This window comes from Streptomyces sp. NPDC016309, from assembly GCF_043077235.1.
Lineage (GTDB): Bacteria > Actinomycetota > Actinomycetes > Streptomycetales > Streptomycetaceae > Streptomyces.
In genome coordinates, this window is sequence record NZ_JBIBSG010000011.1 from 199,704 (window position 1) to 211,816 (window position 12,113).

Here is a 12,113-nt window from a genome sequence, read left to right on the forward strand (position 1 = left end):
GTCCTCGCTGGTCAGCTGCGATTTTAACCCCTTCTCGCGGGTCGACCCGCCGACCGGCGTGAGCCATGTCTCCCTGCGGGGGGACATGGTCGAGCCGGCCGGCGGGTCGTCGCCGTCGACCACGGCTCACCGCGACTCACCGGGAGCTACCCCCGGCGGGCCTCCGCCATGCGCTGCTCGGCGATCCGGTCGGCCGCGGCGGCCGGCGGAATGCCGTCTTCCTTCGCACGTGCGAATATCGCCAGCGTGGTGTCGAAGATCTTCGCGGCCTTCGTCTTGCACCGGTCGAAGTCGAACCCGTGGAGCTCGTCGGCCACCTGGATCACGCCACCGGCGTTGACGACGTAGTCGGGCGCGTAGAGGATGCCGCGGTCCGCGACGTCCTTCTCGACGCCGGGGTGCGCGAGCTGGTTGTTGGCCGCGCCGCACACCACCTTCGCCGTCAGTACGGCAACGGTGTCGTCGTTCAGCGCGCCGCCGAGCGCACACGGGGCGTAGACGTCCAGGCCCTCGGTGCGGATCAGCGCGTCGGTGTCCGCGACCACCGTGACCTGCGGGAACTTCTCCGTGATCCGGCGAACCGATTCCTCGCGCACGTCCGTGATGACGACCTCGGCGCCGTCCTCCAGCAGGTGCTCCACCAGGTAGTGGCCCACCTTGCCGACACCGGCGACGCCGACCTTGCGGCCGCGCAGCGTCGGGTCGCCCCAGGCGTGCTGGGCGGAGGCGCGCATGCCCTGGAAGACGCCGTAGGCGGTCAGGACGGAGGAGTCGCCGGCGCCGCCGTTCTCGGGGGAGCGGCCGGTGGTCCAGCGGTTCTCCCGGGCGACGACGTCCATGTCGGCGACGTAGGTGCCGACGTCGCAGGCCGTCACGTACCGGCCGCCGAGGGAGGCGACGAACCGGCCGTAGGCCAGCAGCAGTTCCTCGGTCTTGATCAGTTCCGGGTCACCGATGATCACGGCCTTGCCGCCACCGTGCTCCAGACCGGCCATGGCGTTCTTGTACGACATGCCCCGGGACAGGTTCAGCGCGTCGGCGACGGCGTCTTCCTCGGAGGCGTACGGGTAGAAGCGGGTACCGCCGAGGGCGGGGCCCAGAGCGGTGGAGTGGATGGCGATGACGGCCTTGAGGCCGGAGGCGCGGTCCTGGCACAGCACGACTTGTTCGTGGCCCCCCTGCTCCGAGCGGAACAGGGTGTGCAGGACGCCGTCGGTCACATCGGTCACGGTGGTGACTCCCAAGTACGAAGCGGCGGATGAGGCCCTCCTGCGGGTGGGGGAGGACCTTGACGGCAAGAGAGTAAGTCCTACCTGCGCGTAGATGAGAGCGAGTGCGGCGGATCACCCCCTCGCGGAGTACGGGCGTGGAAGGATTCGGGCATGCCCGCCCTCTCCTCGGTCCTCGTCCCCTACGCGTCGTACCTGCGCGTGTACGAGCCGCTGGCGGCCTTCCCCGAGCCGGAGCGCGGCCATTGGGCCCGCTACGCGCGCCGCGGGACCGCCCCGACCGCCCAGGACGAGCTGCGCCGCTCGCTCGCCGGCCTGCTGGCCACCCCGCCCGTGGTGGTGCCCGTGCGGGAGAGCGCCGACGCGTTCGTCGCGGAGGTGGACGGGGTGGTGTGCGTGTGTCCGTGGCGGACCCGGCTGCGCGGGTGGCTGGCCCTGGAGGAGCTGCCCGGGCTGCTGCCGCCGTCGGTGCTGGACGCGGCGGTGCCGCCGGTGGTGCGGGGCCAGGCGGAGGCGGACCACGAGCGGTGGCGGGAGCGGAACCCGGACGCCCGGCCGTGGATCCGCTCGGAGCTCTGGCAGGTCCCGGTGCGGTGGTTCGCGCTGTTCGCGGACGAGGAGCGGGAGTACGTCGCCCCCGGCGGCCCGGGCAAGGCGCCGGGGCTGCGGTACCGGACGCCGATGGTGCAGGCGCGGCGGCGGGTGGCGCGGGCGCTGAAGACGCTGCGGGACGCGCTGGAGGAGGGTCCGCTGACGGAGGGTCTGGTCGACGTGGGGCGGTGGCTGGAGGAGTTCCACCCGCGCTCGCTGGTCGAGCTGGACTACGGGGGCCTGGTGCACGCGCTGCCGGAGGAGTTCCTGGCCGACGACCGGTCGGCGGCGGACGTGGCGGCCGGGCTGGCGGCGTTGCGCGCCGGTGACGGCGCGGGGGCCGGGGAGGCCTACGAGCGGCTGACGGAGCGCTGGCGTTCGGTACGGAACCGGCAGCACGCCAACTGACATGATGTCGCCGGCCGGGGTCGCGCCGGCGGTCCGGGGTCCCGGCTGTGGACCCGGCGGCCGATCTCCCGCATGATCTCGCTGCGGGGTGCAGCCGGCCCGCGGCGACGTCCGGTCGGGCCCTTGGTCCCGATCCGGGCCTTTGTGTCAAGCGTGATGGATAGCACTAACTGGGCTCTTGCGCCCATCGCCCAACCTCATGCCAAAATAGGACAAGGAGTCCGGGGAGGGCTCCTTCCGTCCACCTATGGGCGGAAGGCTCAGCATTGCACGCTATGGGGGGTCTGGTGGCTCCTGATCGCTCTGTGACTGATCGTCACTGTGACGTGACTGTCCGCTATGGCATGGTCCATCGGCTTCCGCCGCTGATGGACACCTGAGAGGGCAATTCCATCGGTTTGGCCGAACGTGGCTGGACAGATGGTGTAGTTGTAGTGCCGAGGACAAGCCGTTCGTCCTATAACCGACTCGGCTCGCGTCCGCCATTTCGGGCAACGCGGGTCAAGGTGCAGAATTTAGAGGAAAGAACCGAGAAGGTTCGGTTCTCCCGAGGAGGCCGCTCATGACCGCTCGCACCCCTGATGCCGAGCCGCTGCTGACCCCCGCTGAGGTTGCCACGATGTTCCGCGTGGACCCGAAGACGGTGACCCGCTGGGCAAAGGCGGGCAAGCTCACGTCCATCCGCACGCTTGGTGGACACCGCCGGTACCGCGAGGCAGAGGTCCGCGCCCTGCTGGCGGGCATTCCGCAGCAGCGCAGCGAGGCCTGAACACCCTGTATGAACCGGGCATTTCCGGGTCCCCCAACCCGGGCCGCCCACCCCTAGCTCCACCGATGGGAGCCCGCCCCAACGGGCCCCGTCACCGATCGCGCTGGACTCCGCCGGGTCCAGCGCGATCTTTTTTGTGTCGAGGGCCGCCCCATGGGCACTCCGACGGAGGTCCTCCCGGAAGGTGCAATTGCACATATTAAATCGGGCTGTTGTAGGGAGGGTGTAAGTTGAGCGGTTTTCAAAACGTATTTCGTGACTCGCGTCACACCCGTCCGGCCTCGTCCTCCGGCTCGGCCGGCTCCTCCTCGACCGCCCGTTCGGCGCCCTCCCGCTCCTCCTCGGACGCGTCCGGGTACTCCATGGCCAGTCTCAGGAGGCGGTGGCAGACGGGGCAGTGGCGGGTGATGTGGCGGTAGCCGGAAGCGGCCGCCAGATGGGCGCGGAGCAGTGCGCGTGTCTCGTGCCTGGCTGTGGATGCCGCCGCCATGCGCGTCACCTCCGGTGAAGGGCCCCCGATTCCCTGTTGCTTGGGTACCGGTGGCGGATGACCGCGTCAAGGCGCACGACAGAAGGGCCCGCATCCCTGGGGGATACGGGCCCTTCTGTCACTGCTCTCTGCGATCCTGACGGGACTTGAACCCGCGACCTCCACCTTGACAGGGTGGCGAGCTAACCAACTGCTCCACAGGACCTTGGTTTGCGGCCGTCGTGCGGCTGCGAACCAAACTGTACAGCAGGTCAGAGGGTCCGGTCGACCTCACTCCCGGCGACCGTCCCCTCACGCCCGTCAGGGCGCCGCCGCGTCGATCGCCTTGATGATGCGCTTGTCCGAGACGGGGTACGCCGTCCCCAGGGCGTGCGCGAAGTAGCTGACGCGCAGCTCCTCGATCATCCAGCGGATGTCCAGGACCTCCTGCGGCACCGGGCGGCCCTTGGGGAGCTGCTCCAGCAGCCAGGCGTACTCGTCCCGCATCTCGTGGACCTTCTCCATGCGCGTGGTGTCGCGCTGGACGGAGGTGGGCATCTGCTGGAGCCGCCGGTCCACCGCCACCAGGTAGCGCATCAGGTCCGGCAGGCGCCGCAGCCCGGTCGCGGTCACGAAACCGGGCGGCACGAGGGCCGCGAGCTGCTCGCGCACGTCCTGGACGTTGTTCACCAGCACCAGGCTGTTCGTGGCCTTCAGACGGCGCTCACAGGCCTGCCAGGCCGCCAGGACCTGCTGCACCTGGTCCACCGTGCGGATCGTCAGCTCGACCAGGTCGGCGCGGACCCTGTCGTACAGCTTCCTGAAGGACTCCTCGTCCCACGCCGGGCCGCCGTGCTCGGCGATCAGCCGGTCGGCGGCGGCGGTCGCGCAGTCGTCGAACAGCGCCTGCACGGAGCCGTGCGGATTGCGGGAGAGGGCGAGCTTCTGCTGGTTCGTCAGCCGGTCGGAGGCGAACTTGGCCGGGTTCACCGGGATGTTCAGCATGATCAGCTTGCGGGTGCCGCGCCACATCGCCCGCGCCTGCTCGGCCTCCGTGTCGAAGAGCCGTACGGACACGGTCTCACCGGCGTCGACGAGGGCGGGGTACGCCTTGACGGGCTGGCCGGCCCGGCGGGTCTCGAAGACCTTGGTGAGCGTGCCGATCGTCCAGTCCGTCAGCCCCGTGCGCTCCAGGGACTGCCCCGAGCCCGAGGGGCCCGCCGTGGCGGCCTGGGCGGCCTTGGAGAGCGCCTGCCGGGCCTTGGGCCGCAACCGGAGCTTCAGCGCCTCCAGGTCCTTGTCCTCGGCCAGTTTGCGGCGCCGCTCGTCGACGATCCGGAAAGTGATCTTCAGGTGGTCGGGGACCCGGGAGAGGTCGAAGTCGTCCGCGTCCACCGGGACGCCGACCATCCGCTGGAGCTCGCGGGCGAGCGTCACGGTCAGCGGCTCCTGGAGCGGCACCGCCCGCTCCAGGAACTTCTTGGCGTAGTTGGGCGCCGGGACGTAGTGGCGGCGCACCGGCTTGGGCAGCGAGCGGATCAGCTCGGTGACGACCTCTTCGCGCAGGCCCGGGATCTGCCAGTCGAAGCCCTCGTCGGTGACCTGGTTCAGCACCTGGAGCGGGACGTGCACGGTGACGCCGTCCGCGTCCGCGCCCGGCTCGAACTGGTACGTCACCCGGAACGTGAGCGCGCCCTGCCGCCACGAGTCGGGGTAGTCGGCCTTGGTGACCGCGCCCGCCTTCTCGTTGATGAGCATCTCGCGCTCGAAGTCGAGCAGGTCCGGCTCCTCCTGGCGCTTGTGCTTCCACCAGGAGTCGAAGTGCGCGCCCGACACGACGTGTTCGGGCACCCGCTGGTCGTAGAAGTCGAACAGCGTCTCGTCGTCCACGAGGATGTCGCGGCGCCGTGCCCGGTGCTCCAGCTCCTCTACCTCGGTCAGCAGCTTGCGGTTGTCCGCGAAGAACTTGTGGTGGGTGCGCCAGTCGCCCTCCACCAGGGCGTTGCGGATGAACAGCTCCCGGCTGACCTCCGGGTCGATGCGCCCGTAGTTCACCTTGCGCTGGGCGACGATCGGCACGCCGTACAGGGTGACCTTCTCGTACGCCATCACCGCCGCCTGGTCCTTCTCCCAGTGCGGCTCGCTGTACGTGCGCTTCAGGAGGTGGCCGGCCAGCGGCTCGATCCACTCGGGCTCGATCTTCGCGTTGACCCGCGCCCACAGCCGGGAGGTCTCCACCAGCTCGGCGGACATGATGAAGCGGGGCGGCTTCTTGAAGAGCGCGGAACCGGGGAAGACCGCGAACTTGGCGCTGCGAGCGCCCAGGTACTCGTTCTTCGCCGTGTTCTTCCCGCCCTCCCCCCCGGCGGTCTTCACGTCCTTCATCCCGATGTGGGAGAGCAGACCGGCGAGCAGCGAGACGTGCACGCGGTCCTCGGGAGCGTCCTCGTCGTTGAGATGGATGCCCATCTGCTTGGCGACCGTACGCAACTGCGTATAGATGTCCTGCCATTCGCGGATGCGCAGGTAGTTGAGGTACTCCGACTTGCACATCCGGCGGAACGCGGACGACGACAGCGCCTTCTGCTGCTCGCGGATGTACCGCCAGAGGTTCAGGAACGCCAGGAAGTCGGACGTCTCGTCCTTGAAGCGGGCGTGCTGCTGGTCGGCCTGCGCCTGCTTCTCGGCCGGCCGCTCGCGCGGGTCCTGGATCGACAGGGCCGCCGCGATGACCATGACCTCGCGGACGCAGCCGTTCTTGTCGGCCTCCAGCACCATCCGGGCCAGCCGCGGGTCGACGGGGAGCTGGGCGAGCTTGCGGCCCGCTGGCGTGAGCCGCTTCTTGGGGTCCTTCTGCGCCGGGTCGATCGCCCCCAGCTCCTGGAGGAGCTGCACGCCGTCGCGGATGTTGCGGTGGTCCGGCGGGTCGATGAAGGGGAACTTCTCGATGTCGCCCAGCCCGGCGGCCGTCATCTGGAGGATGACCGACGCCAGGTTCGTCCGGAGGATCTCGGCGTCCGTGAACTCCGGACGGGCGAGGAAGTCCTCCTCGTCGTACAGCCGGATGCAGATGCCGTCCGACGTACGGCCGCAGCGGCCCTTGCGCTGGTTGGCGCTGGCCTGGCTGATCCGCTCGATCGGCAGGCGCTGCACCTTGGTGCGGTGGCTGTAGCGGGAGATGCGGGCGGTGCCGGGGTCGATGACGTACTTGATGCCGGGGACCGTCAGCGAGGTCTCGGCCACGTTCGTCGCGAGGACGATCCGGCGGCCGGAGTGCGCCTGGAAGACCCGGTGCTGCTCGGCGTGCGAGAGGCGCGCGTAGAGGGGGAGGACCTCGGTGTTCCGCAGCTTCTTCTTGACCAGCGCGTCCGCCGTGTCGCGGATCTCGCGCTCACCGGAGAGGAAGACCAGGATGTCGCCCGGGCCCTCGGCCTGGAGCTCGTCGACCGCGTCGCAGATGGCGGTGATCTGGTCGCGGTCGGACTCCTCGGAGTCGTCCTCCAGGAGCGGGCGGTAGCGCACCTCGACCGGGTACGTACGGCCGGAGACCTCGACGATCGGCGCGTCGCCGAAGTGGCGGGAGAAGCGCTCGGGGTCGATGGTCGCGGAGGTGATCACGACCTTGAGGTCGGGCCGCTTGGGGAGGAGCTGGGCCAGGTAGCCGAGCAGGAAGTCGATGTTGAGGCTGCGCTCGTGCGCCTCGTCGATGATGATCGTGTCGTAGGCGCGCAGCTCGCGGTCCGTCTGGATCTCGGCGAGCAGGATGCCGTCGGTCATGAGCTTGATGAAGGTCGCGTCCTGGTTCACCTGGTCGGTGAAGCGGACCTTCCAGCCGACGGCCTCGCCCAGGGGCGCCCTCAGTTCGTCCGCGACCCGCTCGGCGACCGTGCGGGCGGCGAGCCTCCTCGGCTGCGTGTGGCCGATCATGCCGCGCACCCCGCGGCCCAGCTCCAGGCAGATCTTGGGGATCTGGGTCGTCTTGCCGGACCCCGTCTCACCGGCGACGATCACGACCTGGTGGTCGCGTATCGCCTCCAGGATGGCGTCCTTCTTCTGGCTGACCGGAAGCTGTTCGGGGTACGAGACCTCCGGCACGCGCGCCGCGCGCTCGGCGGTACGGGTGGCCGCCTTCCCGGCCTCGGCGGCGATCTCGTCCAGCACGGCCTGCCGGGCTTCGGGCTTGCGGATGCGGCGGGCGCCTTCGAGACGGCGGCCGAGCCGGTGCGCGTCGCGCAGCGAGACCTCGGCCAGCAGGGTCTGGAGGTCGGCGAAGGAAGTAGACATACCTGGTCCAGGATCTCACCCGCGGCGACGGAGTGGCGAACCGATTTCCCCGTACCATTTCCGGCGAGTCGATGACCCCCGGACGACCCTGGAAGGCGGTGCCCATGCGCTGTGCCGGCGACCGGTGGAGCCGCGCCGCGGCCGCCGTGCTGGTGCTGCTGGGCACCCTGCTGCTCGCGGGCCCGGGCCCCGGCGCCGGTCCGTGGCCGGGGTACGAGGCCGGCGGGGCGGCGCCCCGTGCGGTGGGTGCGGTACACGCCGTGCCCGCGGTGCCCGCCGTGCCCGCGGTGCCCGCGGTGCGTGGCAGGGACGCGGCCGGTGCTCCGGGGCGGCCGCCCGGGTGCGATCCCTTCGACGACCGGGGCGGTCTGACGCCCGCCGTGCCGCCCCGCCCCGGTCCCCGGGGCGAGCCGCTGTCCGCCCCGCACGTGGCGCGCGCGGCGGACGGGGCGGCGTGGGACGCGGCCGCCGCGGTCCCGGACGTCCGGCCGGAGCGGGGGCCGCCCCCGCTCGCGCCGCCCTCCCCCCAGGACCTGTCGATCCTGCGCGTATAGCCGGCGTGCCGTCCCCTCGTCCCGCCGGTCATTTCCCCATGCGTACAGGAGTTCCCCCATGCCCACGTCCAAGCCGTACCTCCTCGGCGCGGGTGTCGTCGTCGCGGCCGCGCTGCTCGGCCTCGTCTCGTACACCGCCACCAAGCCGGCCGAGCGGTCCCCCGCCGTCGTCGCCGAGGCTTCCGAGGGGGCGCCGGCCGGCGTTCATCCGGAACTGGAGCGGTACGCCCGGCGCGACGCCGGGGACCCGCTGGCCGTCGGACGCGCCGACGCCCCCGTCGTCCTGATCGAATACGCCGACTTCAAGTGCGGCTACTGCGGGAAGTACGCCCGCGAGACCGAGCCCGAGCTGATCGAGAAGTACGTCGACGGGGGCGTCCTGCGCATCGAGTGGCGCAACTTCCCCATCTTCGGCGAGGAGTCCGAGCGCGCGGCGCGCGCCGCCTGGGCCGCCGGCCGGCAGGGACGGTTCCGTCAGTTCCACCGGGCCGCCTTCGCGGAGGGCGCCAAGGAGCAGGGCTTCGGCCCCGAGCGGGTGACCGCCCTCGCCCGGGCGGCGGGCGTCCCCGACCTCGGCCGCTTCGCCCGCGACCTCGACAGCGCGGCGGCGCGCGAGGCCGTCGCCGACGACCGGGAGCAGGCGTACGCCCTGGGCGCCACGTCCACCCCGTCGTTCCTCGTGAACGGCCGGCCGATCGCGGGCGCACAGCCCATGGAAACGTTCACAAGTGCGATCGAGGCCGCCGCGCGGGAGGCCGGACGGTGACGGACATCGGCTACCTGGCTGCCTTCCTCGGCGGGCTGCTGGCGCTGCTGAGCCCGTGCAGCGCACTGCTCCTGCCGGCGTTCTTCGCGTACTCGATCGACGGCCGGGCCCGGCTCCTCGCCCGTACCGGGATCTTCTATGCCGGTCTCGCCACCACGCTCGTCCCGCTCGGCGCGGCCGGCTCCTTCGCGGGGCGGCTCTTCTACGGCCACCGGGACCTGCTGGTCGCCACCGGCGGCTGGACGATCATCGCGCTGGGCCTGGCGCAGGCCGCCGGCCTGGGGTTCGCCCCGCGCCGGATCACCGAGGTGAGCGGACGGATCCGGCCCGTGTCGGCGCTTCCGGTGTACGCCCTGGGCCTGGTGTACGGGCTGGCCGGGTTCTGCGCGGGCCCGATCCTGGGGAGCGTCCTGACGGTCGCGGCGCTCAGCGGCAGCCCGGCGTACGGGGGCCTGCTGCTGGCGGTGTACGCGCTCGGTATGGCGGTGCCCCTGTTCGTGCTGGCCCTGCTCTGGAACCGCTACGACCTGGGGCGGCGCGGCTGGCTGCGGGGGCGTGCGCTGCGGGTGGGCCGCTGGGAGGCGCACAGCACGTCGCTGCTGTCGGGCCTGTTCTTCGTCACCCTGGGCGTGCTGTTCCTCGTCTTCGACGGTACGACCGCGCTGCCGGGCCTGCTGTCGGTCGACGACTCGTACGCGGCGGAGGAGTGGGCGTCCCGCGTGGGACGCGTGGTGCCGGACTGGGCGCTGCTGCTGGGGGTCGTCGCGGTGGTCGCGGTCACCCTCGGCGTACGCGGCTGGCGCGGCCGCGAGCGGGCCTGACACCGCTCCGGGGGGCCGGCTCCGGCCGGGCCCCCCGGGGCGGTGCGCTCCTCCGTGTACCGCGTCGAGCGGACCCGGGACGCCGTCCTAGGGAGTGTCCGGAAAGTATCGGCGTCCGCCCGGAGGGCGGGCCAGGCGAGACTTTCCGGACACGACCTTAAGCGGTGGCGTAGTCGGACAGGGCGGGTTCCAGGAGGCCGAAGGCCCGGTCGGCTTCGGCGGTGATGGTCCGGGCGATCCGGTCGCCGGGGTGTCCGGCGAGGGTGAGCTCCTGGATGCGGTGGAACAGCATGCGGTGCACCGTGCCCAGCAGTTCGGCGGCGGTCCGGACGGTGATGTCGTCGGGCCGGGCACCGGTGGCCTCGGCGAGCGCCTGAGCGAGGTGGTGCGCGCGCCGGTCGTGGAGGCCGCGCACGCAAGTGCTCAGGGTGGGGCTGTCGGCGATCATGCGGGCGAACTCCTGGCCGGAGAACCCGGCGACCGGGTCCTGGGAGGCGACGGACTCGGCGAAGGCGCGGCGCAGCGCGGCCAGCGCCGATTCGCCCGGCTGCCGGGCCTCGACGGCCCGGGCCAGCGAGGTGGCGAACTGCTCCTGGTGGTCCAGTGCCAGGTCTTCCTTGCGCGGGAAGTAGTTGGTGACGGTCTTCTTGGCGACGCGGGCGGCGGCGGCGATCTCGGCGATGGTCGTTCGCTCGAATCCCTGGTCGATGAACAGCCGTGTCGCGTGGTCGGAGATGAGCTGCCGTGTCTCCTGCTTCTTCGTCTCGCGAAGTCCGGCCCCCGGGGCCGGCGTCTGGGTATCCATGACGCAATCTTACCCTCGTAGCATTTTTATGTTGACAGTAACGGTGGCTCGGGCTAACTTTGCCATCGTCGTAAATTTACGCCGGTCGACGGCGGGCATGCCCAGGCGTGCGCCGCCGTGGCCGCGGAGTCCGTCCGTACCGTCCCGCACCGCATCCAGGGAGTCCCGTGCAGTTCACCGCCTCCACCGTTTCGCTCACCGTCGGCGACGTCACCCGTTCGCAGGACTTCTTCACCACCCACCTGGGCTACTCCGTCCGGCAGGCCGCCGACGGCTTCGTCGCCCTGTCGCACGACGACGCCTTCGACGTCATCCTGCTCGCCCGCGGCACCGAGGTGCTGCCGCCCGAGCAGCGGGATCAGCGCGTCGGTGGTCTGATCCTCGCCTTCACCGTCGCCTCGGGTCTGCGGGAGCAGGAGGAGCGGCTGCGTGAGGCGGGGGTTCCTATCACCCTGCCGTTGCGCGAGGAGCCCTGGGGCGAGCGCCTGTTCCAGGTCACCGATCCGAGCGGGGTGATCGTCCAGTTCGTCGAGTGGGCCGCTCCCGAGCACGGCTGACCCTTCCGGCGCGCGGAGATCCCGGGCCCTCGCCCGATCCGCCCCGTACGCACCGCCACCCGTTACCCCCCACCGCCACCCGGCCACCGATCCTCCAGGGAGTCTCCGTGCGCAAGCTCGTCTACTACATCGCCGCCACCGTCGACGGTTTCATCGCCGGGCCCGACGGCGCCGACCCCACGGGTCCGGACGGCTTCTGGCCGGTCCCCGCCGACTACGTGCGGTACCTGGCCGCGGAGTACCCCGAGACCCTGCCCGCCCCGGCCAGGCAGGCCCTGTCCATCACCGCGGCGGGCACCCACTTCGACACCGTCCTGGAGGGACGCAAGACGTACGAGATCGGCCTCCGGGCCGGCCTCACCGACGCCTATCCGCACCTGCGGCACCTGGTGTTCTCCACCACTCTCACCGAGAGCCCCGACCCGGCCGTGGAACTGGTCGCGACCGACCCGCTGGCGAAGGTCCGGGAGCTGAAGCAGGAGGACGGCAAGGACCTCTGGCTGATCGGCGGCGGCGAACTGGCGGGCGCCCTCTACCCCGAGATCGACCGGCTGATCGTCAAGCTGGGCCCCTTGACCATCGGCACCGGCATCCCCCTCTTCGGCCGCACGGCAGCGTTCGATCCGCGCGTCTGGGACCTGACGGCCCACACCGTCCTGGAGAGCGGGGCGGCGTTCCTCACCTACACCCGCGGCTAGGTCGTGTCTCGCCGACCGTCGGCGCGCGGACATGAGAACGGCCCCACCGATGATCATCGGTGGGGCCGTTCGCCCTGATGGGCTGCGGTGGCTGGGGCCGGGGTCGAACCGGCGACCTTCCGCTTTTCAGGCGGACGCTCGTACCAACTGAGCTACCCAGCC

General features: G+C 71.2%; 11 protein-coding genes and 2 tRNA genes. 7 read left to right on the plus strand and 6 right to left on the minus strand.

The window, feature by feature from the left end:
- Positions 1 to 146: 146 nt before the first annotated feature.
- Complete coding sequence (locus ACF068_RS26775) at positions 147 to 1,229, minus strand: Leu/Phe/Val dehydrogenase (protein WP_392276849.1); 1,083 nt, start codon at positions 1,227 to 1,229, stop codon at positions 147 to 149.
- A gap of 153 nt (positions 1,230 to 1,382) precedes the next feature.
- On the opposite strand from ACF068_RS26775, the gene ACF068_RS26780 reads away from it, so the two are divergent.
- Positions 1,383 to 2,228, plus strand: a complete 846-nt coding sequence (locus tag ACF068_RS26780; RefSeq protein WP_392276850.1) for a hypothetical protein — start codon at positions 1,383 to 1,385, stop codon at positions 2,226 to 2,228.
- Between the two features lie 562 nt (positions 2,229 to 2,790).
- The gene (bldC, locus tag ACF068_RS26785) at positions 2,791 to 2,997 is read left to right on the plus strand and encodes a developmental transcriptional regulator BldC (protein ID WP_003949541.1); all 207 of its coding nucleotides are present in this window, start codon (positions 2,791 to 2,793) and stop codon (positions 2,995 to 2,997) included.
- 265 nt (positions 2,998 to 3,262) lie between these two features.
- On the opposite strand, the gene ACF068_RS26790 is transcribed toward bldC, so the two are convergent.
- From ACF068_RS26790 to hrpA, 3 genes are all read right to left on the minus strand, one after another.
- Complete coding sequence (locus tag ACF068_RS26790) at positions 3,263 to 3,487, minus strand: DUF6274 family protein (protein WP_392276851.1); 225 nt, start codon at positions 3,485 to 3,487, stop codon at positions 3,263 to 3,265.
- Between the two features lie 131 nt (positions 3,488 to 3,618).
- A tRNA-Asp gene (locus ACF068_RS26795) sits at positions 3,619 to 3,692 on the minus strand.
- 95 nt (positions 3,693 to 3,787) lie between these two features.
- Positions 3,788 to 7,750, minus strand: coding sequence for an ATP-dependent RNA helicase HrpA (gene hrpA, locus ACF068_RS26800; RefSeq protein WP_392276852.1), 3,963 nt, complete (start codon positions 7,748 to 7,750; stop codon positions 3,788 to 3,790).
- Positions 7,751 to 7,821: 71 nt separating this feature from the next.
- On the opposite strand from hrpA, the gene ACF068_RS26805 reads away from it, so the two are divergent.
- The 3 genes from ACF068_RS26805 to ACF068_RS26815 are packed head-to-tail and all read left to right on the plus strand — an operon-like array spanning position 7,822 to position 9,891.
- Positions 7,822 to 8,304 (plus strand): hypothetical protein, encoded by a 483-nt coding sequence (locus ACF068_RS26805; protein ID WP_392276853.1) that lies wholly within the window; start codon positions 7,822 to 7,824, stop codon positions 8,302 to 8,304.
- Between the two features lie 58 nt (positions 8,305 to 8,362).
- Positions 8,363 to 9,070, plus strand: a complete 708-nt coding sequence (locus tag ACF068_RS26810; protein ID WP_392276854.1) for a DsbA family protein — start codon at positions 8,363 to 8,365, stop codon at positions 9,068 to 9,070.
- Complete coding sequence (locus ACF068_RS26815) at positions 9,067 to 9,891, plus strand: cytochrome c biogenesis CcdA family protein (RefSeq protein WP_392276855.1); 825 nt, start codon at positions 9,067 to 9,069, stop codon at positions 9,889 to 9,891. Before ACF068_RS26810 ends, ACF068_RS26815 begins: the two co-directional genes overlap by 4 nt.
- 157 nt (positions 9,892 to 10,048) lie before the next feature.
- On the opposite strand, the gene ACF068_RS26820 is transcribed toward ACF068_RS26815, so the two are convergent.
- The gene (locus ACF068_RS26820; protein WP_392276856.1) at positions 10,049 to 10,696 is read right to left on the minus strand and encodes a TetR/AcrR family transcriptional regulator; all 648 of its coding nucleotides are present in this window, start codon (positions 10,694 to 10,696) and stop codon (positions 10,049 to 10,051) included.
- A 167-nt stretch (positions 10,697 to 10,863) separates the two neighbouring features.
- Here ACF068_RS26820 and ACF068_RS26825 point away from each other — a divergent pair, with 167 nt between their 5' ends.
- Positions 10,864 to 11,253 (plus strand): VOC family protein, encoded by a 390-nt coding sequence (locus ACF068_RS26825; RefSeq protein WP_392276857.1) that lies wholly within the window; start codon positions 10,864 to 10,866, stop codon positions 11,251 to 11,253.
- 107 nt (positions 11,254 to 11,360) lie between these two features.
- On the plus strand, positions 11,361 to 11,951 hold the full coding sequence (locus tag ACF068_RS26830; RefSeq protein WP_392276858.1) for a dihydrofolate reductase family protein: 591 nt from the start codon (positions 11,361 to 11,363) through the stop codon (positions 11,949 to 11,951).
- 88 nt (positions 11,952 to 12,039) lie between these two features.
- On the opposite strand, the gene ACF068_RS26835 is transcribed toward ACF068_RS26830, so the two are convergent.
- A tRNA-Phe gene (locus ACF068_RS26835) sits at positions 12,040 to 12,113 on the minus strand.

What these genes read in the sequence shown, in the direction of transcription:
- ACF068_RS26780 (WP_392276850.1), top strand. Translation starts at nt 1,383, where the DNA reads ATGCCCGCCCTCTCCTCGGTCCTCGTCCCCTACGCGTCGTACCTGCGC.
- bldC (WP_003949541.1), top strand. Translation starts at nt 2,791, where the DNA reads ATGACCGCTCGCACCCCTGATGCCGAGCCGCTGCTGACCCCCGCTGAG.
- ACF068_RS26790 (WP_392276851.1), bottom strand. Translation starts at nt 3,487, where the DNA reads ATGGCGGCGGCATCCACAGCCAGGCACGAGACACGCGCACTGCTCCGC.
- hrpA (WP_392276852.1), bottom strand. Translation starts at nt 7,750, where the DNA reads ATGTCTACTTCCTTCGCCGACCTCCAGACCCTGCTGGCCGAGGTCTCG.
- ACF068_RS26805 (WP_392276853.1), top strand. Translation starts at nt 7,822, where the DNA reads ATGACCCCCGGACGACCCTGGAAGGCGGTGCCCATGCGCTGTGCCGGC.
- ACF068_RS26810 (WP_392276854.1), top strand. Translation starts at nt 8,363, where the DNA reads ATGCCCACGTCCAAGCCGTACCTCCTCGGCGCGGGTGTCGTCGTCGCG.
- ACF068_RS26820 (WP_392276856.1), bottom strand. Translation starts at nt 10,696, where the DNA reads ATGGATACCCAGACGCCGGCCCCGGGGGCCGGACTTCGCGAGACGAAG.